Raw genomic sequence first — 23545 nt, forward strand, 5'->3', positions numbered from 1 at the left:
GCGTGGACTAGTCCAGGTCAATGACCTTGCACCGCCTTGCGACCGAACACCGCCCGGAGAAGTCCCTGTTGGGGACCCCATCCGGAACTAACCCTTCACCCAGCGGTACTGCAGCTCGGGCCGTCCGACCTGCCCGTACTGCGGAGCGCGAGCCGCGCGCCCCGCGTCCACCAGGTGCTCCAGATACCGCCGGGCCGTGATCCGAGAGATGCCCACCACCTCGGCGACCCCGGCCGCCGTGAGGCCGTCCGCGCAGTCCCGCAGGGCGCGGGTGACGCGCTCCAGGGTCGGGGCGCTCAGCCCCTTGGGCAGCGCCGCGGGGCCCGGGGCGCGCAGGGTGGCCAGGGCGCGGTCCACCTCGTCCTGGCCGCTCGCCTCGCCCGCCGCCGCGCGGAACTCGGCGTACCGGACGAGGCGGTCGCGCAGAGTGGCGAAGGTGAAGGGCTTCAGGACGTACTGGACGACCCCGAGCGAGACGCCTTCCCTGACGACCGTGAGGTCCCGCGCGGAGGTCACCGCGATCACGTCCGCGTGGTGGCCGGCGGCGCGCAGCGAGCGGGCGAGCTGCAGACCGTGCACGTCGGGCAGGTGCAGATCGAGGAGCAGCAGGTCCACCGGGGTGCGGTCCAGGGCGCGGCGCGCCTGGGCGCCGGTGTGGGCCTTGCCCACGGCCGTGAAGCCGGGGACCCGCCCGACGTACATGACGTGCGCGTCGGCGGCCACCGGGTCGTCCTCGACGACGAGGACACGGATGGGCTGGGGGTCGGTCATACGTCGCCTCCGGGCAGGGCGTGCTGGACGGGGTCGGGGACGATGTCCGCCGGGGCGGCGGCCCCGGACCCGGCCGCCCCGTCACCGGCGGCCGCGGCCGTCGTGGGCAACGGCAGCCGCACCTCGAACTCGGCCCCGCCCCCCGCCGCTTCGGCCACCGTCAGGGTGCCGTCGTGACGGTTCACCGCCTGGCGTACGAGGGCCAGGCCCAGCCCGCGGCCGGCGGGCCCCGCCGGTTTCGTCGACCAGCCGCGCCGGAAGACCGCCTCCGCGTGGGCCGGATCCACCCCGGCACCCGTGTCGGCGACCCGCAGCACCAGGCCGGAACCGTCCGTGAAGGCCGTGACGGTCACCCGCGCCCGTACCGTGCCCTGTGCCGCGTCCATCGCGTTGTCGATCAGGTTGCCGAGGACCGTCACCAGGTCCCGGGCCGGCAGGCCGGCGGGCAGCAGACCGTCGTCGATGCCGCTCTGCTCCGAGATCACCAGCTCCACGCCCCGCTCGTTGGCCTGGGCCGCCTTGCCCAGCAGCAGGGCGGCGAGGACCGGTTCGCTGACCGCCGAGATCACCTCGTCGGTGAGCGTCTGGGCCAGCTCCAGTTCGGCCGTGGCGAAGTCGACGGCCTCCTCGGCGCGGCCCAGCTCGATCAGCGAGACCACGGTGTGGAGACGGTTCGCGGCCTCGTGGGCCTGCGAACGCAGGGCCTGGGTGAAGCCGCGCTCGGAGTCGAGTTCGCCCGTCAGCGCCTGGAGCTCGGTGACATCGCGCAGGGTGACGACCGTGCCGCGGCGCTCACCGCCGGTGACCGGGGAGGTGTTGACGACCAGCACCCGGGACGCCGTGAGGTGCACCTCGTCCACCCGGGGCTCCGCCGACAGCAGCGCGCCGGTCAGGGGTGCGGGCAGGCCGAGTTCGGCCACGGAACGGCCGACCGCCTCGTCGCCCACGCCCAGCAGCTCGCGCCCGCCGTCGTTCATCAGCGCCACCCGGAACTGCCCGTCCAGCATCAGCAGCCCCTCGCGCACGGCGTGCAGCGCGGCCTGGTGGTAGTCGTGCATGCGGCTCAGCTCGGCCGCGTTCAGGCCGTGCGTGGAACGGCGCAGTCGGGCGTTGATGACGTAGGTGCCGATGCCGCCGAGGACGAGGGCGCCGCCGGCGACGCCGATCAGGGCGGTCACCTGGTCCTGGACGCGTTTGGTGATCGCCTCCACCTTGATGCCGGCGCTGACCAGGCCGACGATGCGGCCGTCGTCCAGGACCGGGGTGACGGCGCGCACGGACGGGCCGAGGGTGCCCGTGTAGGTCTCGGTGAACGACTTGCCGCGCAGGGCGGGGCCGATGTGCCCGAGGAAGTGCTGCCCTATCAGCGTCTCGTCGGGGTGGGTCCAGCGGATGCCCCGCGGGTTCATGATCGTCACGAAGTCCACGCCGGTGTCCCGCTGCACCTGGAGGGCGTACGGCTGCAGGGGCTTCGTCGGGTCCGTGGAGCGGATCGCGTCGCGGACGGAGGGGGCGTCGGCGACCGAGCGGGCCACGGCCATCGCCTGGCGGCCCGCAGCCTCCTCGGCCTGGCTGCGGTCACTGACGTACGTGAACAGCGCGTATCCCGCGACGAGCACCGCGATGAGCACGGCCTGCATGGCGAAGAGCTGGCCGGCCAGGCTGCGGGGTCTCGGGACGCGGGGGAGGCGCATGGCGCCAGTCTGCCTCGCCCTGTAAGCGTGAACTAAATGAACGGAAGGGTGACCGCCCTCACACGCCAGGAGATAGTCACCGCATCCCCGGGCGCACGCCCCCCGGTTCTCCCGGCAGGCGTGTCTCCCGAATCCCGGACGTGAGCCGCACGCCGGATGATGCCGACGACGTCGTCAAGGAGGGCAGCCGTGACCACCCCAACGGCACCTGCCGCACCCGCCGCCAAGCGGGACCGCACCCACTATCTCTACATCGCGGTGATCATCGCGGTCGCCCTCGGTATCGGTGTCGGGTTCGCCGCGCCGGACTTCGCCAAGGAGCTCAAGCCGATCGGTACGGGCTTCGTCGCCCTGATCAAGATGATGATCTCGCCGATCATCTTCTGCACGATCGTGCTCGGGGTCGGCTCGGTGCGGAAGGCGGCCAAGGTCGGCAAGGTCGGCGGTCTCGCGCTCGGCTACTTCATCTGCATGTCGTTCGTGGCCCTGGCCATCGGCCTGGTGGTCGGCAACATCATCCACCCGGGCAGCGGAATGCACCTGACCGAGGCCGTGAAGGGCGTCGGGCACACGCAGGCCGAGGCCGCCGCCGAGGGGCCGGTCGACTTCATCCTCGGGATCATCCCGACCACCTTCGTCTCGGCCTTCACCGAGGGCCAGGTCCTCCAGACCCTGCTGATCGCGCTGCTCACGGGCTTCGCGCTGCAGGCCATGGGTCGGGCCGGCCAGCCCGTGCTGCGCGGCGTCGAGCACATCCAGAAACTGGTCTTCCGCGTCCTCGGCATGATCATGTGGGCCGCGCCCGTCGGGGCCTTCGGCGCCATGGCGGCCGTCGTCGGCGAGACCGGCATGGACGCGCTGAAGGCGCTGGGCACGATCATGCTCGGCTTCTACATCACCTGCGCCCTGTTCGTCGTGATCGTGCTCGGCACGCTGACCAAGCTGGTGGCGAAGATCAACGTCTTCCAGCTGCTCAAGTACCTGGGCCGGGAGTTCCTGCTGATCGTCTCCACCTCGTCCTCCGAGTCCGCGCTGCCGCGGCTGATCGCGAAGATGGAGCATCTGGGCGTCAGCCGTCCGGTCGTCGGCATCACCGTGCCGACCGGCTACTCCTTCAACCTCGACGGCACGATGATCTACCTGACCATGGCCTCGCTGTTCATCGCCGACGCGATGGACCAGCCGATGAGCATCGGTCAGCAGATCGGGCTGCTGCTCTTCATGATGGTCGCCTCGAAGGGCGCGGCGGGTGTCTCCGGCTCCGGCATCGCCGTACTGGCCAGCGGTCTGCAGTCGCACAAGCCGGCGCTGGTGGACGGCGTCGGTCTGATCATCGGCATCGACCGCTTCATGAGCGAGGCGCGCGCCGTCACCAACTTCGCCGGCAACGCGGTGGCCACCCTGCTCATCGGCACCTGGACCGGCGAGGTCGACAAGGAGCGGGTGAACCGGGTACTCGCCGGTGAGCTGCCGTTCGACGAGCGGACGCTGCTGGACGACGCCGGAGAGGACGCGGACGTCTCCGCCGAACTGCCCGAGCAGGGCGGCGACAAGGAGCTGGCCAAGGCCTGACACCACCCCCGCTTCACCACGCGCCGGCGCCCGCTTCCCCCGGACGGGGCGCCCCCCGACGGGACGCTCCTCCTGACAGGGCGTCCCTGAACGGGGCCGTCGCCCTCCGGCCGCCGAGCGGCCGGGTCCACCCCCCGTGGACCCGGCCGCTCGGCGCGTCAGCGAGGCAGCCCGCCGGCTGCCTCGTCCTCGTTCACTCTCCCTCGCTCAGCTTCGCCACCAGAGCGGCGGCGCGGGAGGCGGATACGCCCGCCGTGGTCAGCATGGTGACCGCGGCGGACGGGCCCGCCTCCTCCGCCGCGAGCAGGCCGTCGTTCACCGCCTCCATCAGCGCGAACAGCATCTGCTCGTGCACGTACGCCAGGGCCGGGGCCGGCAGCGGGGACTCGAACACGCCCTGTTCCAGGCCGCGTCGGAGCACCTCCGCGCAGGCCTCGCGCACCGGGGTGAGCCGCTCGCGGATGCCCTGCACCGTGACGCTGCGCTGGGCCAGCGCGACCAGCAGCCGGTAGCGGTCGGCGATCTCCCAGACCGCGAGCGTCGAGCGGATCAGCGATTCCGCCGGGTCCTCGACGCCCTCCCGGCCCGCCGCGTGCGCGGCGGCCACCGCCTCCACGGCGCCGTCGGTCAGGGTGCCGACCAGCACCTCGCGGCTCGGGAAGTGTCCGTAGACGGTGCGCCGTACGACGCCCGCGGCCCGTGCGATCTGGTCCATGGAGGCGTCGGGGTCGCGCAGCAGCTCGGCGAGCGCGACGTCGAGGATGCGGCGGCGGTTCGCGTCCGCGCGGCTGGCACTACCCGTGGTCATGGCTGTCATTCTGCACGCCCCGCGCGGTGCTCGGCCGCTCCTGCGCAGCGGGCTCCGTCCGATCGATTTGCACAGTGCTGTGCATCGCCGTACATTGCACACTGTCGTGCAATTACACGGCAGTGTGCAAATCGAGTGAGGAGAGGGCGGCCGTACCCATGCGTCTCGTCGTCAACGAACCGGTCGAGCGGACGGACCGGCCCTACGCCCGGCGCTGGTGGGCGCTGCTGGTGCTCTGCCTGAGCCTGCTGATCATCGTGATGGCGAACACCGCCCTCACCGTCGCGGCCCCCGACATGACCCGGGACCTCGGCCTGTCCAGCGCCGACCTGCAGTGGGTCATCGACGGTTACACCGTCCCGTACGCCGCGCTGATGCTGCTGCTCGGCGCGATCGGCGACAAGTACAGCCGGCGCGGCGCGCTCGTGCTGGGGCTGGTGGTCTTCGGCGGCGGCGCGGTGGCGGGTTCGCTCGTGGACAGTTCCGCCGGGGTCATCGCGGCCCGTGCCGTGATGGGGGTCGGCGCCGCGCTGATCATGCCCGCGACGCTCTCCCTGCTCGCCGCGACCTTCCCGCGCGCGGAACGCGCGAAGGCGATCACCCTGTGGACCGCCACGGCCGGACTCGCGATCGCGGCGGGACCCCTGGTCGCGGGCGCGCTGCTGCAGCACCACGGCTGGTCCGCCACCTTCCTGATCAACGTGCCGATCGCCGCCGTCGCGATCATCGGCGCCCTCGTCCTCGTACCGCCCTCCAGGGCCGCGCACCAGCACCGCGTCGACCACGTCGGCGGTCTGCTGTCGGTCGTCTGGATCGGCTCGCTGGTCTACATGATCATCGAGGGGCCGCACTTCGGATGGGGCGTCCGGGCCGTCACGGCAGCGGTCGTCGCGGGGCTCGGACTGGTGGCCTTCGTGGTGTGGGAGCTGCGCCACCCGCGCCCGGTCGTCGACGTACGCCGGTTCGCCCAGCGCCGGTTCGCCGGTTCGAACCTCGCCGTCGCGCTCTTCTTCCTGGCCGTCTTCGGCGCCTTCTACTACCTCACCCAGCACCTGCAGTTCGTGCTCGGATACGACGCGCTGGACACCGGCGTGCGGATGCTGCCGCTCGCCGGGGCCGTCTTCGCCGGCTCGGCGCTCACCGGTTACCTCACCCCGCGCGTCGGCATGAGGATCACGGTGACCGCGGGCATGGTCGGCGGTACGGCGGCGCTCGCGCTGCTCACCCGGGTGGACGCGGCATCGTCGTACGGCGACTTCGTCCTCCCTCTCGTCATGCTCGGTCTCGCCATCGGACTCGCGCTCTCGCCGTGCACGGACGCCATCATGGGCGCGTTCCCCGAGTCCGAACTCGGTGTCGGCGGCGCGGTCAACGACACGTCGCTGGAGCTCGGCGGCTCGCTCGGCATCGCCCTCCTCGGCTCGGTGCTGGCGAGTTCGTACTCCTCGCACCTCTCGGACGCGACCAGGGGCGGCAAGCTCCCGGCGGACGCGCTGGCCACGGCCCAGGACTCGGTCGGCGCGGGCTACGCGGTCGCCCAGGGCATCGGTGACAAGGCCCGGCAGCTCGGCGAGCAGGCCGCACGGGCCGGACACGCGGGGGACACCGGGAAGGCCGGGCAACTGAAGGCGCAGTCCGACCAACTCGCCCACGGGGCCCGGCAGATGGCGGACGCGGTCGGCTCATCCTTCTCGGACGCGGTGGCGCACACCAGCCTGATCGGCGCGGTGATCCTGGGCGTGGGGACGGTGCTGGTGGCGGTGCTGCTGCCGTGGAAGGAGCGCACGGCGCGGACGCGGGCGGACGAGGTGGACGCCCGGGACACGGAGGTCGTCGGGGACGCGGGGGACGCCGAGACGGAGTCCGTGTCCGAGGCCAAGTCCGTGTCGGAGACGAAGGGCGAGTCCGAGGCGACGTCCGCGTCCGAGGAGAGTGCCGCGGCGCGCTGACCGTGACCCACGACGGTGTTCCCGGAACCGTGACCCCCCGGGCCCCCGTCTCGTAGAACATGCACTACCGTGCCGTGCCGGACCTACCGGCACGGCACGTGATGTTCTGCATGTTCTGCGGAGGGCACGGAGTATGAAGATCGACTGGGACCGGCGGACGTGCGCGCGTCGCGGCCATGCGACGTACGCGCCGGACGAACCGGGGCTGCGGGACCGCCTGCGCGCCGGGACCAGCCTCGGCGAGGCCTGGCGCTGTCTGCGCTGCGGCGACTTCGTGCTCGGCGAACCGCACGGCTCGGGGCCCGCGGAGGACGCGCCGCTCGTGCCGCGCGGCAAGGTGCTGCGGGATCTGTTCATCCTGCGCTTCCTGGCGATCGAACGGGCCGTGCGCGGGGTGTTCATCGTGCTGGTCGCAGCCGCGGTGTGGAGGTTCAGCAACAGCCAGGACTCCGTACGCCGCCTCTTCGACGAGTACCTGAACGTCTTCCGGCCGGTCTTCAGGCACTTCCACTACGACCTCGACCACTCGCCGGTCGTCGGCACCATCCAGAAGTCCTTCGGCTACAAGCACTCCACGCTGCTCCTGGTGGCCGCGCTGCTCCTGGCGTACGCGCTGATCGAACTCGTCGAGGCGGGCGGCCTCTGGTACGCGAAGCGCTGGGCGGAGTACCTGACGGTGGTCGCCACCGCCGCCTTCCTGCCCCTGGAGGTCTACGAGCTCACCGAGCACGTCAGCTGGCTGAAGATCGCCACCCTGGTCCTGAACATCCTCGCCGTCCTCTACATCGCCCTCGCCAAACGGCTCTTCGGGCTGCGCGGCGGACGCGCGGCGTTCGAGGAGGAGCGGCAGAGCGCGTCGCTGCTGGAGGTCGAGGAGTCGGCGGGCGTGGCGGCCCACGCCTGACCACGCCGGCACCGGCCTTGCCCTGACGCCGACGTCAAGGACTACGTTCGGGACATGCGAATCGGCGAGCTGGCGACGAGGGCCGGGACCACCACGCGCACGCTGCGGTACTACGAGTCGCGGGGGCTGCTGCCCGCGCGGCGCGCCGGCAACGGCTACCGCACCTACGACGAGGACGACCTGAAGCTGCTGCGGCAGATCAGGACGCTGCAGGACTTCGGGTTCGACCTGGAGGAGACGCGGCCGTTCGTGGAGTGCCTGCGCGCCGGGCATCCGGAGGGGGACTCCTGTCCCGCCTCGCTCGCGGTCTACCGCCGCAAGCTGGGTGAACTCGATGCGCTGATCGGTGAGTTGCGGGCGGTGCGGAGCGAGGTCGGCACGCAGCTGGCGCGGGCCGAGCGGGCCCGCGACGAGCTGGCCGCCGACGCGGCGGTTCCGGGGGGTCCGGAGCCGGTGTGCGAACTGGGAGGGCGGACACGGTGATCGATCTGACGGGCGTGGCCTCGGTGACGGACGCGGACTTCGAGGCGGAGGTGATCGGCGCGGAGCTTCCCGTGCTGGTGGAGTTCACCGCCGACTGGTGTCCGCCGTGCCGGCAGATGGGGCCGGTGCTGAGCGCTCTCGCGGCCGAGGAGGAGGGGCGGCTCAAGGTCGTCCAGCTGGACGTCGACACGAATCCGGAGACGACCAACGCCTACCGGGTGCTGTCGATGCCCACGTTCATGGTGTTCCGCGGCGGTGAGCCGGTGAAGTCGATGGTGGGCGCCCGGCCCAGGAGGCGGCTGCGGGAGGAGCTGTCCGACGTGCTCTGAGCGGGGCGCGTCGGGCGCGGCCGGTACAAAGGAAAACCCCCGGGGAAATTGCACCCGGGGGTTTTCCTTGCGTATATTGGATGGTTCGCGACTTGAATGCATCAAGTCGTGGAGAAGTTCACTGGCCACAGTATATCCGGGCGGGAGCGGAATTGTCAAACAGGGGCTCAAACGCAGAATTTCCCGATGCTGAATTGCAGCAGGAGCAGGAATTCATCGACGGGCTGTACGCGCGCGTCGACGTGCTGCGGGGCGACACCGAGGCCTCCGTCGGCGACGCGCTCGCGCAGGGCAACACGCCCATGCAGGCCAGGCTCGAACGCGATGTGCTCGTCGCCGAGCGCTCGGGGCTGCTGGCCGCGCTGAACGCCGTGGACGGCTCGCTCTGCTTCGGCCGGATCGACCTCACCACCGGCGTCAGCCACCACATCGGCCGTATCGGTGTCCGCGCCGACGACGCCGAGCACACCCCCATCCTCATCGACTGGCGGGCCCCGGTCGCCCGCCCCTTCTACCTCGCCACCGGGCACACCCCGATGGACCTGCGCCGCCGCCGGCACATCAGTACCGAGGGCCGGCGGGTGACCGACGTGCACGACGAGATCCTCGACCTCGGCGACCACCGGCGCACCGGCCACGAGGACCCGACCGGCGACGCCGTCCTGCTCGCCGCGCTCAACTCGGCGCGCACCGGCCGCATGAGCGACATCGTGCAGACCATCCAGGCCGAGCAGGACCGCATCATCCGCGCCCCGCACCGGGGCGTACTGGTGGTGGAGGGCGGCCCCGGCACCGGCAAGACGGCCGTCGCGCTGCACCGGGCCGCGTTCCTGCTGTACGAGTACCGGGAGCTGCTGGCCAAGCGCGCCGTCCTGATCGTCGGCCCGAACCCGGCGTTCCTCGGCTACATCGGCGAGGTGCTGCCCTCGCTCGGCGAGACGGGCGTGCTGCTCGCGACCGTCGGCGAACTGTTCCCCGGCGTGAAGGCCACGGCCGCCGACACCCCGCGGGCCGCGGCGGTCAAGGGCCGCGCCGACATGGCCGAGGTGCTGGTCTCGGTGGTCCGCGACCGTCAGGCGCTGCCCGACCCGGTGATCGCGATCGAGCACGACCGCGACATCCTGATGCTCGACGCCGGGCTCGTGCGGGTCGCCCGCGACCGCACCCGCGAGGCCGGTCTGCCGCACAACGTGGCCCGCGAGTACTTCGAGGGCCACATCCTCAACACGCTCACCGACATGCTCGCCGAACGCATCGGCACCGACCCCTTCGACGGGTCGAACCTGCTGGACCCGAGCGACATCACCCAGATCCGTGACGACCTCGCCGAGAACCCCGAGGTCTGGTCGGCCATCGACCAGCTGTGGCCGCGGCTGACCCCGCAGCGGCTGGTCGCCGACTTCCTCGCCGAGCCCGAGGGCTACGTCGGCGAGGAGGACGCGGAGGCGATCCGCCGTCCGCTCACCGGTGCGTGGACCGTCGCCGACGTCCCCCTTCTCGACGAGGCCGCCGAACTGCTGGGCGAGGACGACCGGGTCGCGCGGGCCCTGGCCGACCAGGAGCGCCGCGCCCAGGTCGCCTACGCGCAGGGCGTGCTCGACGTGTCCTACGCCTCCCGTACGTACGAGTTCGAGGACAAGGACGAGGAGGACTCCGAGGTCCTGTCCGCCCACAACATCATCGACGCCGAGCGGATGGCCGAGCGGCACGAGGAGGAGGACCACCGCAGCGCCGCCGAGCGGGCGGCGGCCGACCGGACCTGGGCGTTCGGCCACATCATCGTCGACGAGGCACAGGAGCTCTCGCCGATGGCCTGGCGGCTGCTGATGCGCCGCAGTCCCACCCGGTCGATGACGCTGGTCGGCGACCCGGCGCAGACCGCCGAGGCGGCCGGGGTCGGGTCGTGGGAGCGGATCCTCGCCCCCTATGTCGAGGACCGCTGGGAGCACACCCGGCTCGCCGTCAACTACCGCACCCCGTCGGAGATCATGGAGGTGGCGGCGGCGGTGGTCCGTGCGGAGCACCCCGGCTTCGAACCGCCGAGCTCGGTGCGGACGACGGGCGTGCGCCCGTGGGCCCGCGCGACCGACGACCTGCCCGGCGCGGTGGCGAAGGCGGTGGCGGAACTGACCCCGGCGGAGGGCCGCCTCGCGGTCATCGCCCCGCGCGACCTGCACCCGGACCTGGCCGCTCGGCTGGACGGCGTGACGGCGGGCGGAGAGCCCGACCTGACCCGGACGGTCGTCCTGCTCGACCCCCGCCAGTCAAAGGGCCTGGAGTTCGACTCCGTGCTGGTGGTGGAGCCGGGACGGTACGGCACGAGCGACCTGTACGTGGCACTGACCCGGGCCACGCAGCGGCTGGGCGTCCTGCACACCGGGGAACTGCCCGAGGCGCTGGCCGAGGCGTTCGGGTAGGCACGGCGGGCACGCGGCTACTTCGTACCGCGGTCGCGCCCCGGGCGGCAGCCGCGCACGACGGAGCCCTCCGGTCTCCGGTCCCGCCCCCCAGCGGGAGCGGAGACCGGAGGGCCGGGCCGGGCGGGCGGCTCCGGGTGTGCTCCGGAGCGCCGCACCGGATGCCGGGCGGCCTCAGGCCGGTCGGAGCCAGACCGTCGCCAGCGGTGGCAGCGTCAGACGGATGCTGGCCGGGCGGCCGTGCCAGGCCTGGAGTTCCGGCTTGACGACGTCCGGGTTGGTGACGTCGCTTCCGCCGTACCGTGCGCTGTCGGTGTTGAGGGTCTCCTGCCAGGCGGGGACGGAGTCGGGGACGCCGAGACGGTAGGCGTGCCGGACGACGGGGGAGAGGTTGGAGACCGCGAGCAGCGGGGTGCCCTCGGCGTCGAGACGCAGGAAGGCGAAGACGTTGTCCTCCGCGGCGTCGCCGACCACCCACTGGAAGCCGGACGGGTCGGTGTCCTGCTCCCAGAGCGCCGGCGTCCGGCGGTAGACGGTGTTGAGATCGCGGACCAGGTCACGGACGCCCCGGTGGTCGGCCTCCGCGGGATAGGCGGGGTCGAGGAGCCACCAGTCGGGTCCGTGGGTCTCGGACCATTCGGCTCCCTGGGCGAACTCCTGTCCCATGAAGAGGAGTTGCTTGCCGGGGTGGGCCCACATGAAGCCGAGGTAGGCGCGGGTGGTGGCGCGTTGCTGCCACCAGTCGCCCGGCATCTTGGAGACGAGCGACTTCTTGCCGTGGACGACCTCGTCGTGGGAGATGGGCAGGACGTAGTTCTCGCTGTAGGCGTAGACCATGGAGAACGTCATCTCGTGGTGGTGGTACTTGCGGTGCACCGGCTCGTGCTGGACGTAGTCCAGCGAGTCGTGCATCCATCCCATGTTCCACTTCAGTCCGAACCCGAGTCCGCCGAAGCCGCCGGGGCCGGAGTGGTGGGTGGCCCGGGTGACGCCGTCCCAGGCGGTGGATTCCTCGGCGATGGTGACGACGCCGGGGTTGCGGCGGTAGACGGTGGCGTTCATCTCCTGGAGGAAGGCGACGGCGTCGAGGTTCTCGCGGCCGCCGTGTTCGTTGGGTGTCCACTGGCCGGGTTGGCGGGAGTAGTCGAGGTAGAGCATGGAGGCGACGGCGTCGACGCGGAGTCCGTCGATGTGGAATTCCTGGCACCAGTAGACGGCGTTGGCGACGAGGAAGTTGCGGACTTCGCGGCGTCCGAAGTCGAATTCGAGGGTGCCCCAGTCGGGGTGGGCGGCGCGTCGGGGGTCGGCGTGTTCGTAGAGGGGGCGTCCGTCGAATTCGGCGAGGGCCCATTCGTCGCGGGGGAAGTGGGCGGGGACCCAGTCCATGAGGACGCCGATGCCGGCCTGGTGGAGGGCGTCGACGAGGTGTTTGAAGTCGTCGGGGGTGCCGAGGCGGGCGGTGGGGGCGTAGAAGCCGGTGACCTGGTATCCCCAGGAGCCGCCGAAGGGGTGTTCGGCGACGGGCATGAGTTCGACGTGGGTGAAGCCGAGGTCGGAGACGTAGGCGGGGAGTTGCTGTGCGAGCTGACGATAGGTCAGGCCTGGTCGCCAGGACGGGAGATGCACTTCGTAGACGGAGAACGGCGCCTCATGAGCGGGACGCTTCCCGCGTCCCTCCATCCACTCCTCGTCGTGCCAGGTGTGGTGCGAGGTGTGGACGATCGACGACGTGCGCGGCGGGACCTCGGTGCGGCGGGCCATCGGGTCGGCGCGCAGAGTACGGGAGCCGTCGGGGCGGGTGATCTCGAACTTGTAGAGCTCGCCCTCGCCGATGCCGGGCACGAACAGCTCCCAGACGCCCGTGGAGCCGAGCGAGCGCATCGGATACCCCGAGCCGTCCCAGAAGTTGAAGGTGCCCGCGAGCCGGACCCCGCGCGCGTTCGGCGCCCACACCGTGAAGCGGGTGCCGGCCACGCCCTGGTGCACCATCGGCTCGGCGCCCAGGGCCTGCCAGAGCTGTTCGTGGCGGCCCTCGCCCAGCAGATGGAGGTCGAGGTCGCCGAGCGAGGGCAGGAAACGGTACGCGTCCTCGGTGTCCTGGACCGTCCCCTCGTACGCCACGAGCAGCCGGTACGCGTCCGGGACCGCGCGCAACGGCAGCACGGCGGAGAAGAAGCCGTCCCCGTCGTCGTGCAGTTCGGCCCGCAGGTCGTCCGTCACGACGGTCACGCCCAGGGCGTACGGCCGGAAGGCCAGGAACGCCACTCCGCCCGGCACCGGATGGGCGCCCAGGACCCCGTGCGGATCGTGGTGGGTACCGGAGAGCAACCGCTCCCGGTCGCCGGGGCCGAGACCGGCGAAGACGGGAACGGCGTCGGTGCGGGGAGGCGAACCGACGTAAGGCGTCGGAGGGTCGGCCAGGTGGTCGGCGGCGGTGCCGGTGGCGGCGGGAGGGTTGTCGACGGGTGCCGGAGTGGCCCCGGCGGGTGCCGGGGGCCCGCCGGCGGCGGTCGGCCCGGGAGCCTTCTTGGCGGACTTCGTGCCTTTGCTCCCGGCGGGCTTCTTGCCGGCGGACCTCTCGGGGGCCTTGGCCGCAGGTTTTCCCTCGGCCGCCTTCCCGGCCTCCGTCTGCTGGGCCGCAGTCTTCTGGACCGCCGCCTTCTTGCCGGTGGCCGGCTTCTTGGCACCGTTCTTCTTCGGACTGTCGTCGGACGGGGGGCGGGGCGTCACGGGCAGGGCCTCCTCGGCGGGGTGAGCGGGAAACGTCAGGGGGATGCGGCGAGCCGGCCCACCGCCGCCAGGGGCACCGGCAGCCAGTCGGGCCGGTGCCGGGCCTCGTAGAGGACTTCGTAGACCGCTTTGTCCGTCTCGTAGGCGCGCAGCAGGACGGGATCGGTGCGCGGGTCGTACCCGGCGACCTCCGCGTAACCGGCGCAGTAGGCGGCCCGGCAGGTGTCGGCCCACTCGGACACGGTCGGGGCGGGGGCCGGGGCGGCGCCGGGAGTCCGGGGATTCGAGCGGGCCGCGTAGTCGAAGGAGCGGAGCATCCCGGCCACGTCCCGCAGCGGCGGCTGCGGCATACGGCGCTCGGCCAGCGGCTTCGACGGCTCGCCCTCGAAGTCTATGAGCGACCACTCTCCGGTGGGCGAACGCAGGCACTGGCCGAGGTGCAGATCCCCGTGGACGCGCTGTGCGGTCCAGGTCCGTCCCTCGGCGGCCAGGTCCGCCAGCGCCTCGAAGGCGGTCCGCAGACCGGGAGCGTACGGGCGCAGCGCGGGCACCGCCTGGGCCGCCGCGGCCAGTCGTTCGGTCATGCCCTCGACCAGCAGCTCCATCTGTACGTGCCCGAGTGTGCTCGTGGGCAGCGCGCGGGCGAGCGCCGTGTGCACCTCTGCGGTGGCCCGGCCCAGCGCCCGCGCCTCGCCGCCGAAGTCCTCGCCCTTGGCCAGCCCGTGCAGCGCCAGCTCCCAGCCGTCCGTCGCGCCCCGGACGAAGGGCTGCAGCACACCGAGGACGTATGTCTCGCCGCCCGCCGGATTCTGGACGTCACTGATGTCCGCCGTCATCCACGCCGCGGGTGCCGGAACCCGCGGGCAGCCCTCCCGCGCGAGCACGCGCGGCAGCTCCAGGTCCGGGTTGACGCCCGGCACGACGCGGCGCAACAGCTTGAGAATGAACGTATCTCCATAGACGAGCGAGGAGTTGGACTGCTCGGACGTCACCAGCCGGGGCGCCAGACCGCTCCGGATCCGCCGGCGGTGGTCGCGCTCGAAACGCAGCTCGCCGACCCGGGCTTGGGTGCGCAGCGCTTCGAGGAGCACGTCGGCGGGGCGAGGGTCGTGCAGTGCCTCGTAGACGGTGTGCCCGGCCAGTGGCCCCTCCTCCACATGCCCGATCAGTGCGGGCGCGAGCCGAGGCGGCAGGGCCTCGCGTATGCCGATCAGCAACTGGTAGCAGTCGCCCTGCTGGGCGGTGGCCCCCTGAGCCGGGGTGGCCGGCTGGTGGGCCCGTATCAGGAGGTGGAGCAGACCCAGCTGACCGGACGTCGGCAGTAACTCGTTGGCCGTCACCAGGGAGAAACCGGTGACCGGACGTCCCTTGCCCGCGAACCAGCGCTGGCGTGGCAGCCACTCCCGCAGCAGCGGGTCGAGCGAAGCGAGCAGCTCGGGGCGTGCGACGGGTTCCGTGGCAGGGTGCGTGGCGGCTTCCGACATGGCGTCGCGTCCTTTCCCCAGGGACCGGGGGACCGGAGACCCAAGGACCCAGGGACCCGGAGTCCGGGCGAGTCGGGGGTGTTACTGATGGGTGCCCCGGGCGGGACGGGGGAAACCGCCCCGCCCCGGTTCTACACGGCGTCCTTGCGAAGCCGGAACCAGTAGAAGCCGTGGCCTGCGAGGGTGAGCAGGTAGGGGAGTTCACCGATGGCGGGGAAGCGGACTCCGCCGATGAGCTCGACGGGGTGGCGGTCGTTGAAGGCCCGCAGGTCGAGTTCGGTGGGCTGGGCGAAGCGGGAGAAGTTGTGCACGCACAGGACCAGATCGTCGCCCTCGTCCTCGGTCGAGGGGGCTTCCCGCAGGAAGGCGAGGACGGCGGGGTTGGAGGAGGGGAGTTCGGTGTAGCTGCCGAGGCCGAAGGCCTTGTTCTGTTTGCGGATCTCGATCATGCGGCGGGTCCAGTGCAGCAGTGACGAGGGTGAGGACATGGAGGCTTCGACGTTGGTGACCTGGTAGCCGTAGACGGGGTCCATGATCGTGGGGAGGAAGAGGCGGCCGGGGTCGCTGGAGGAGAAGCCGGCGTTGCGGTCGGGGGTCCATTGCATGGGGGTGCGGACGGCGTCGCGGTCGCCGAGCCAGATGTTGTCGCCCATGCCGATCTCGTCCCCGTAGTAGAGGATCGGGCTGCCGGGCAGGGACAGCAGCAGGGCGGTGAACAGCTCGATCTGGTTGCGGTCGTTGTCGAGCAGGGGGGCGAGCCTGCGGCGGATGCCGATGTTGGCGCGCATGCGCGGGTCCTTGGCGTATTCCGCGTACATGTAGTCGCGTTCCTCGTCGGTGACCATTTCGAGGGTGAGCTCGTCGTGGTTGCGCAGGAAGATGCCCCACTGGCAGTTGTTCGGGATCGCGGGGGTCTTCGCGAGGATTTCGGAGACGGGGTAGCGGGACTCGCGGCGGACGGCCATGAAGATGCGGGGCATGACGGGGAAGTGGAAGGCCATGTGGCACTCGTCGCCGCCGGAGGGGAAGTCGCCGAAGTAGTCGACGACGTCCTCGGGCCACTGGTTCGCCTCGGCCAGCAGCACCGTGTCCGGGTAGTGCGTGTCGATCTCCTTGCGCACCCGCTTCAGGAACTCGTGGGTCGCCGGGAGGTTCTCGCAGTTGGTCCCCTCGACCTGGTACAGGTACGGGACCGCGTCCAGCCGGAAGCCGTCGATCCCCAGGTCGAGCCAGAACCGCAGCGCGGAGACGATCTCCTCCTGGACGGCCGGGTTCTCGTAGTTGAGGTCGGGCTGGTGGGAGAAGAAGCGGTGCCAGTAGTACTGCTTGCGGACCGGGTCGAAGGTCCAGTTGGAGGCCTCGGTGTCGACGAAGATGATCCGGGCGTCCTGGTACTGCTTGTCGTCGTCGGCCCAGACGTAGTAGTCGCCGTAGGGGCCGTCGGGGTTCGAGCGGGACTCCTGGAACCACGGGTGCTGGTCGCTGGTGTGGTTCATGACGAAGTCGATGATGACCCGCATGCCGCGCTGGTGGGCGGCGTCGACGAACTCGACGAAGTCGGCGAGGTCGCCGAACTCGGGCAGCACGGCGGTGTAGTCGGAGACGTCGTAGCCGCCGTCCCGCAGGGGGGACTTGAAGAACGGGGGCAGCCAGAGGCAGTCGACGCCGAGCCATTGGAGGTAGTCGAGTTTCGCGGTGAGGCCCTTGAGGTCACCGACGCCGTCGCCGTTGCTGTCCTGGAAGGAGCGGACCAGGACCTCGTAGAAGACGGCGCGTTTGAACCATTCGGGGTCGCGGTCCTTGGCCGGAGTGTCCTCGAAGGTGTCCGGTACGGGCTCGTTGATGATCATATGGTGGGTGACCCTCCGATCTGCGGTGAGGACGGTCGCAGGACGGTGAGAATGTGCGCGGGCCTGTGCCCTGGCTCGAGACGCACATAGTTGGCCCTGCCCCAGTGGTAGGTCTCGCCGGTGAGCTCGTCGCGCACCGGCACGGACTCGTGCCAGTCCAGGCCGAGTTGCGGCATGTCCAACGAGACCGTGGCCTCCTGGGTGTGGTGGGGGTCGAGGTTGACCACGACCACAACCGTGTTCGATCCGCGGGCGTCCGTGACGGACTTCGAGTAGGCGATCACCGCCTCCTTGTCCGTGTGGTGGAAGTGCAGGTCGCGCAACTGCCGCAATGCCGGGCTACGCCGCCTGATCGCGTTGAGCGCGCCCAGCAACGGCGCGATGCTACGTCCGTCACGCTCCGCGGACTCCCAGTCACGCGGACGCAGTTGGTACTTCTCGGAGTTCAGGTATTCTTCGCTCCCCTTCCGCAGCGGTGTGCCCTCGCACAGCTCGAAACCGCTGTAGACGCCCCAGGTCGGTGACAGCGTCGCGGCGAGCACCGCCCGCAGCTCGAAGGCCGGGCGCCCGCCGAGCTGGAGGAACTCGTGCAGGATGTCCGGGGTGTTGACGAAGAAGTTGGGCCGCATGGACGCGGCGGCCTCGCCCGACAGCTCGGTGAGGTAGTCGGTCAGCTCCTCCTTGGTGTTGCGCCAGGTGAAGTACGTGTACGACTGCTGGAAGCCGATCGCCCCGAGCGTGCGCATCATCGCGGGCCGGGTGAACGCCTCGGCCAGGAAGATCACGTCCGGGTCGGTGCGGTTGATCTCGGCGATGACCTGCTCCCAGAAGACCACCGGCTTGGTGTGCGGGTTGTCCACGCGGAAGATCCGGACCCCGTGGTCCATCCAGTGCCGCAGCACCCGCAGCGTCTCCCGGACCAGCCCCGGCATGTCCTCGTCGAAGGCGATCGGGTAGATGTCCTGGTACTTCTTCGGCGGGTTCTCCGCGTACGCGATCGTGCCGTCGGCGCGGTGGTGGAACCACTCCGGGTGCTTCTCCACCCACGGGTGGTCGGGGGAGCACTGGAGCGCGAAGTCGAGGGCGATCTCCAGGCCCTCGCGCTCCGCCCGGCGTACGAACGCGTCGAAGTCGTCGATGGTGCCGAGATCCGGGTGGACCGCGTCGTGCCCGCCCTCCGGTGAGCCGATCGCCCACGGCACGCCCACGTCGTACGGACCCGCGGAGAGGGTGTTGTCGGGGCCCTTGCGGTGCGTGGTGCCGATGGGATGGATCGGCGGCAGGTAGACGACGTCGAAGCCCATCCGCGCGATGGCGGGCAGGCGTTCGGCGGCGGTACGGAACGTGCCGTGCACCGGCGGGTCCAGCCGGCCGCTCTCCGACCGCGGGAAGAACTCGTACCAGGAGCCGAACAGGGCCCGCTCGCGCTCCACGAGCAGGGGCAACGGCTCCGAGGACGTGACGAGTTCGCGCAGCGGGTGACGGGCGAGGAGCCGGTCCACCTCCGGGGTGCGGGCGGCGGCGAGACGGGCCGCGGCCGGCCGGTCCGCGTCGCGCAGCGCGTCCGCGGCGGCGAGCACGGCGTCCCTTCCCCGGCTCACGGGCACACCGGCGGCCGCCTGTTCGTACAGCCGTGCGCCCTCCTCCAGGACCAGTTCCGTGTCGATGCCGGCCGGGACCTTGATCCCCGCGTGGTGGCGCCAGGTGGAGACCGGATCGCTCCACGCCTCCACGGTGTACGTCCAGCGGCCCGTCCTGCCCGCCGAGACCGTGGCGCCCCAGCGGTCGGTGCCGGGGGCGAGTTCACGCATCGGGGCCCAGGGGCCGGGGCGGCCCTGCGGATCCTTCAGGACGACGTTCGCGGCGACCGCGTCGTGGCCCTCGCGGAACACGGTCGCGGAGATCTCGAAGGCCTCGCCGACCACCGCCTTGGCCGGGCGGCGGCCCTGGAGGACGAGGGGACGTACGTCGAGGACGGGGATGCGTCCGACGCCGCCGCGGGGGTCCGCGGAGGGTTTCTCCGGTGTGCCGGGAGCGGCGTCGGCCGCGCGTGGGGGGGATGTGTCGGAGGTGGTCGTCGGGGGTGGCGACGTGTGGTGCGTGGCGGGCATGACCGCTCCTGTCCGCGTCAACGTGGGTGGGCGGATGAGGGTGTGGGGAGGTGGGGCCTGCGGGCTGTACCGCAGGAGCCTTCCCACCCTATTCGGGTGGGCAATCCGGCGCTTTGTTAACTCCTTACGCGTATGTCTGCGTACAGGACCGGCCTCGTCCCGCGCGGACGGGGCCGGTTCCCGTCCCCCCGGCGGGTCTTCAGGGACCGCCGGCCCGCAGCAGCCTGTTCGGCGAACCCGCCCCCGCGCCGGCGACCCTCCCGGACGCCGCGCGCCGTACGAGTGCCCTGCCCACCTGGTCCGGTGTCGCCCGGCGGTGGTCGGCCAGATAGAGCGCCGCCGCGCCCGCGACGTGCGGACTCGCCATCGACGTACCGGAGAGGGTCGCCTTCCCGATGTCGCTCCGGTACGACGCGGAGGTGATCGCCACGCCGGGTGCGAAGAGGTCCAGCGAGGCGCCGTAGTCGGAGAACCGCGCCCGGGTGTCGGTCCGGTCGACGGCGCCGACGGTGAGGGCCTGCGCGACGCGGGCGGGGGAGTACAGATTGGCCGGTTGTCCGCCATTGCCCGCGGCGACCGCGTAGGTCACGCCGGAGGCGATGGAATTGCGTACGACGGCGTCCAGTTGGGCGTTGGCCTTCCCGCCCAGGCTCAGATTGGCGACCGCGGGCCTGTGCGCGTGCCGGGTCACCCAGTCGATCCCCGCGATGACCTGCGCGGTGGTGCCGGAGCCGTCGTCGCCGAGCACCCGGACGGCGACGACCCGGGCCTTCTTGGCGACGCCGTACGCCGTCCCGGCCACGGTGGCCGCGACATGGGTGCCGTGTCCGTTGCCGTCGCCCGCCGACCGGTCGTTCCCGACGAAGTCCCAGCCGTAGCGGGCCCGGCCGCCGAAGTCCCGGTGCGTGATCCGGATGCCGGTGTCGATGACGTACACCGTCACGCCCGCGCCGGCCGACGCCGGCGCGGCGTAACTCCGGTCGAGCGGCAGACCGGGCTGGTCGATCCGGTCCAGGCCCCAGGACGGCGGGTTCTTCTCGGTCCGGTCGAGCCGTACCCGGGTGTCCTGGACGACCGAGGCCACCCGCCGGTCGGCCGCGAGCCGGCGGGCCTGCCGTTCACCGGCCCGTACGGCATAGCCGTTGAGCGCGGTGCCATACGTATGGCTGATTTCCGCCCCGTACTTCGCGGCGACGCCCTTTCCCTCGGGCGACGGAGCCCGGGTGCTCTCCTTGAGCGTCACGATGTAGCTTCCGCCGACGGAACCGGAGGCGCCGACGCCGTCCGGCCGGCCCTCCGACGCGGCGTGCGCGGGCAGCGTGACGGCCGAGAGCACCGCGGCCGTCACGGACGCGACCAGGCCCCCTGCCCCGTGCGGACGCCGCTGTCTCGTCCGTGCCATGACGTGAGTTCCCCTCCTCGACTCGGGGTGCGCGGAACCGGACCGACCGGTGTGGGCCGCGGCCCGCCGCACGCCACCTGGCAGCCTCTCGTGCGGTGTGAAGTGCCACAAGGCCGCCCATGAGTGCGGAATCGGCCATATCAGTCGTGGGACACAGGTGAAGATCGCGGAGAGTTCACGCCGAACCCACCGTGACGCCCGGGGCCTTGTCAAGGGGACGTCCGGGACCGGACGCCCCCGGCCCGCCACGCCGGAGTTCCCCCGTGCGCCGTAGTTGCGGAGGCACTCTCGCCGCTAACGTCGTGGATGACGAAGGGCGCACAAGGACGTGCGTCCCTCAGCCGCGTACGTCCTGCCGCTTACGTCCTTCGTGAAGGTGGAACTCGTGAAGGCAATCCGCAGATTCACCGTCCGGCCCGTACTGCCCGAAGCCCTCCACCCGCTCAGCGACCTGGCGCGCAACCTGCGCTGGTCCTGGCATGCCGAGACCCGCGACCTCTTCCAGTCCGTCGACCCCGAGCACTGGTCCGCGTCGGACGGCGACCCCGTACGGCTGCTGGGCGGCGTGCCGCCCCGGCGGCTGGCGGAACTCGCCGAGGACCGCCGCTTCCTGCGCCGGCTCGCGGCGGTCGCCGACGACCTGCGCGACTACATGACCGGCGAACGCTGGTACCAGACCCAGTCGTCCGAACTCCCCGCCGCGATCGCCTACTTCTCGCCCGAGTTCGGCATCACGGCCGCGCTCCCGCAGTACTCCGGCGGCCTCGGCATCCTCGCCGGCGACCATCTGAAGGCCGCCAGCGACCTCGGCGTCCCCCTGATCGGGGTCGGCCTCCTGTACCGGCACGGCTACTTCCGGCAGACACTGTCGAGGGACGGCTGGCAGCAGGAGCACTATCCGCTCCTGGACCCGAACGAACTCCCGCTGGTACCGCTGCGGGAGATCGACGGCACCCCCGCCCAGGTGGCGCTGGCCCTCCCCGGCGGACGAGCACTGCGGGCACGGATCTGGCTGGCCCAGGTCGGCCGGGTGCCCCTGCTGATGCTGGACTCCGACGTGGAGGAGAACGACCTCGGCGAGCGCGGCGTCACCGACCGGCTGTACGGCGGCGGCAGCGAACACCGGCTGCTCCAGGAGATGCTGCTCGGCATAGGCGGGGTGCGCGCGGTACGGACGTACTGTCGCCTCACCGGGCACGCGCAGCCCGAGGTGTTCCACACCAACGAAGGGCACGCGGGTTTTCTCGGACTGGAACGGATCGCCGAACTCGCCGAGACCGGACTCGACTTCGACGCCTCGCTGGAGGCGGTGCGAGCCGGAACGGTCTTCACCACGCACACCCCCGTCCCGGCCGGGATCGACCGCTTCGACCGCGAACTGGTGGCCCACCACTTCGGTCCCGACGCCGAACTCCCGGGCATCGACGTCGAACGCATCCTCGGCCTCGGCATGGAGACCTATCCGGGGGGCGAGCCGAACCTCTTCAACATGGCGGTGATGGGTCTCAGGCTGGGACAGCGCGCGAACGGCGTCTCCCTGCTGCACGGACACGTCAGCCGGGAGATGTTCTCCGGTCTGTGGCCGGGATTCGACCCGGACGAGGTCCCGATCACCTCGGTGACCAACGGCGTGCACGCCCCGACCTGGGTCGCGCCGGAGGTCTTCAGGCTCGGCGCCCGCCAGATCGGCGCGCAGCGCACCGAGGACGCGCTCACGGTCGGCGGCTCGGACCGCTGGGACGCGGTGGCGGACATCGCCGACCAGGAGATCTGGGATCTGCGCCGGGTCCTGCGGGAGCAACTGGTGGTGGAGGTGCGCGAGCGGCTGTACGCCTCCTGGCGCCAGCGCGGTGCCGGGACGGCCGAACTGGGCTGGATCGACGGGGTGCTGGACCCCGACGTCCTGACCATCGGCTTCGCGCGCCGTGTCCCCTCGTACAAACGGCTGACACTGATGCTGCGGGACCGGGACCGGCTGATGGACCTGCTGCTGCACGGCGAGCGGCCGGTCCAGATCGTGGTGGCGGGCAAGGCGCACCCCGCGGACGACGGCGGCAAGCGCCTGGTGCAGGAACTGGTCCGCTTCGCGGACGACCCGCGGGTACGCCACCGGATCGTGTTCCTGCCCGACTACGGCATGGCGATGGCGCAGAAGCTCTACCCCGGCTGCGACATCTGGCTCAACAACCCGCTGCGCCCGCTGGAGGCGTGCGGGACGAGCGGGATGAAGGCGGCGCTCAACGGCTGCCTCAACCTCTCGGTGCTGGACGGCTGGTGGGACGAGTGGTTCCGGCCGGACTTCGGCTGGGCGATCCCGACCGCGGACGGCACGGCGACCGACGACGACCGGCGCGACGACCTGGAGGCGGCGGCGCTGTACGACCTGCTGGAGCGTCGCGTCGCCCCCCGCTTCTACGAGCGGGGCCAGGGCGGTCTGCCGGACCGCTGGATCGAGATGGTCCGCCAGACGCTGACCCATCTCGGCCCGAAGGTCCTGGCCGGACGGATGGTGCGCGAGTACGTGGAGCGCCTGTACACCCCCGCGGCCCGCTCGCACCGCGCGCTCACCCCGGACACGGCCCGCGAGCTGGCCTCCTGGAAGTCCCGTGTCCGGGCCGCCTGGCCGCGGGTCACGGTCGACCACGTGGAGGCCACCGCCGCCACGACCACGGCGGAACTCGGAACCACCCTCGCCCTGCGCGTGCGGGTCGCGCTGGCGGACCTCGCCCCCGACGACGTCGAGGTGCAGGCGGTCTCCGGGCGCGTCGACTCGCAGGACGGCATCACGGACGCGACCTGTGTCCCGCTGAAGCCGGCGGGCGGCCCCGACCCGGAGGGACGGTGGGTGTACGAGGGTCCGCTCTCGCTCGACCGCACGGGACCCTTCGGCTACACGGTCCGCATCCTTCCCACGCACCGGCTGCTCGCGTCGAGCGCCGAGGTGGGGGTCGTGGCGGTGCCCGCGGAGGGAGTGGGGGAGGCGGCCGGGGTCCTGATGCGCTGAGTCCGGGCGTACCGGGGCCCGGTGGCCCGCGCCGCCG

Annotated in this window: 15 protein-coding genes; 7 read left to right on the top strand and 8 right to left on the bottom strand. The window is 71.6% G+C overall.

Annotation, left to right across the window (positions count from 1 at the left end; translation table 11 throughout):
• Nucleotides 1-87 precede the first annotated feature (87 nt).
• Nucleotides 88-771 (bottom strand): response regulator, encoded by a 684-nt coding sequence (locus OHB41_RS31370; protein WP_266701440.1) that lies wholly within the window; start codon nt 769-771, stop codon nt 88-90.
• A complete protein-coding gene (locus OHB41_RS31375; protein WP_266701441.1) occupies nt 768-2465 on the bottom strand; it encodes an ATP-binding protein in 1698 nt (565 codons plus the stop codon). Before OHB41_RS31375 ends, OHB41_RS31370 begins: the two co-directional genes overlap by 4 nt.
• Nucleotides 2466-2621: 156 nt before the next feature.
• Here OHB41_RS31375 and OHB41_RS31380 point away from each other — a divergent pair, with 156 nt between their 5' ends.
• The gene (locus OHB41_RS31380) at nt 2622-4037 is read left to right on the top strand and encodes a cation:dicarboxylate symporter family transporter (protein ID WP_266701442.1); all 1416 of its coding nucleotides are present in this window, start codon (nt 2622-2624) and stop codon (nt 4035-4037) included.
• A 193-nt stretch (nt 4038-4230) separates the two neighbouring features.
• Here the strand turns inward: OHB41_RS31380 and OHB41_RS31385 are convergent, their stop codons facing one another.
• The gene (locus tag OHB41_RS31385) at nt 4231-4845 is read right to left on the bottom strand and encodes a TetR/AcrR family transcriptional regulator (protein WP_266701443.1); all 615 of its coding nucleotides are present in this window, start codon (nt 4843-4845) and stop codon (nt 4231-4233) included.
• A 158-nt stretch (nt 4846-5003) separates the two neighbouring features.
• Here OHB41_RS31385 and OHB41_RS31390 point away from each other — a divergent pair, with 158 nt between their 5' ends.
• From OHB41_RS31390 to OHB41_RS31410, 5 genes are all read left to right on the top strand, one after another.
• Entirely contained in the window at nt 5004-6794 is a 1791-nt protein-coding gene (locus tag OHB41_RS31390; protein WP_266701444.1) for an MFS transporter, read from the top strand.
• A gap of 133 nt (nt 6795-6927) precedes the next feature.
• Nucleotides 6928-7698, top strand: coding sequence for a DUF2127 domain-containing protein (locus OHB41_RS31395; protein WP_266701445.1), 771 nt, complete (start codon nt 6928-6930; stop codon nt 7696-7698).
• A 54-nt stretch (nt 7699-7752) separates the two neighbouring features.
• Nucleotides 7753-8181 (top strand): MerR family transcriptional regulator, encoded by a 429-nt coding sequence (locus OHB41_RS31400; protein WP_266701446.1) that lies wholly within the window; start codon nt 7753-7755, stop codon nt 8179-8181.
• Nucleotides 8178-8510, top strand: a complete 333-nt coding sequence (locus OHB41_RS31405) for a thioredoxin family protein (protein WP_323138413.1) — start codon at nt 8178-8180, stop codon at nt 8508-8510. The genes OHB41_RS31400 and OHB41_RS31405 overlap by 4 nt, the downstream gene beginning before the upstream one ends.
• 194 nt (nt 8511-8704) lie before the next feature.
• Nucleotides 8705-10927 carry a HelD family protein gene (locus OHB41_RS31410; protein ID WP_266701447.1) on the top strand — a complete coding sequence of 741 codons (2223 nt, stop codon included), beginning with the start codon at nt 8705-8707 and terminating at the stop codon, nt 10925-10927.
• 174 nt (nt 10928-11101) lie between these two features.
• Here the strand turns inward: OHB41_RS31410 and glgB are convergent, their stop codons facing one another.
• The 5 genes from glgB to OHB41_RS31435 form a co-directional block, all read right to left on the bottom strand.
• Nucleotides 11102-13744, bottom strand: coding sequence for a 1,4-alpha-glucan branching enzyme (glgB, locus tag OHB41_RS31415; protein ID WP_526025069.1), 2643 nt, complete (start codon nt 13742-13744; stop codon nt 11102-11104).
• Nucleotides 13693-15141, bottom strand: coding sequence for a maltokinase N-terminal cap-like domain-containing protein (locus tag OHB41_RS31420; protein WP_266701449.1), 1449 nt, complete (start codon nt 15139-15141; stop codon nt 13693-13695). The genes glgB and OHB41_RS31420 overlap by 52 nt, the downstream gene beginning before the upstream one ends.
• A 131-nt stretch (nt 15142-15272) precedes the next feature.
• Nucleotides 15273-16991: a maltose alpha-D-glucosyltransferase gene (treS, locus tag OHB41_RS31425; protein WP_266701450.1), complete on the bottom strand. Its 1719-nt coding sequence runs from the start codon at nt 16989-16991 to the stop codon at nt 15273-15275.
• Complete coding sequence (locus OHB41_RS31430; protein ID WP_266701451.1) at nt 16988-19102, bottom strand: alpha-1,4-glucan--maltose-1-phosphate maltosyltransferase; 2115 nt, start codon at nt 19100-19102, stop codon at nt 16988-16990. Before OHB41_RS31430 ends, treS begins: the two co-directional genes overlap by 4 nt.
• Before the next feature lie 199 nt (nt 19103-19301).
• Nucleotides 19302-20504 carry a S8 family peptidase gene (locus OHB41_RS31435; RefSeq protein ID WP_266701452.1) on the bottom strand — a complete coding sequence of 401 codons (1203 nt, stop codon included), beginning with the start codon at nt 20502-20504 and terminating at the stop codon, nt 19302-19304.
• A gap of 385 nt (nt 20505-20889) precedes the next feature.
• Between OHB41_RS31435 and glgP the strand changes: the two genes are divergently transcribed.
• Nucleotides 20890-23508, top strand: coding sequence for an alpha-glucan family phosphorylase (gene glgP / locus OHB41_RS31440; RefSeq protein ID WP_266706276.1), 2619 nt, complete (start codon nt 20890-20892; stop codon nt 23506-23508).
• The last annotated feature ends 37 nt before the right edge of the window (nt 23509-23545 follow it).

Source organism: Streptomyces sp. NBC_01571 (assembly GCF_026339875.1).
In the GTDB taxonomy this organism is placed as follows: domain Bacteria; phylum Actinomycetota; class Actinomycetes; order Streptomycetales; family Streptomycetaceae; genus Streptomyces.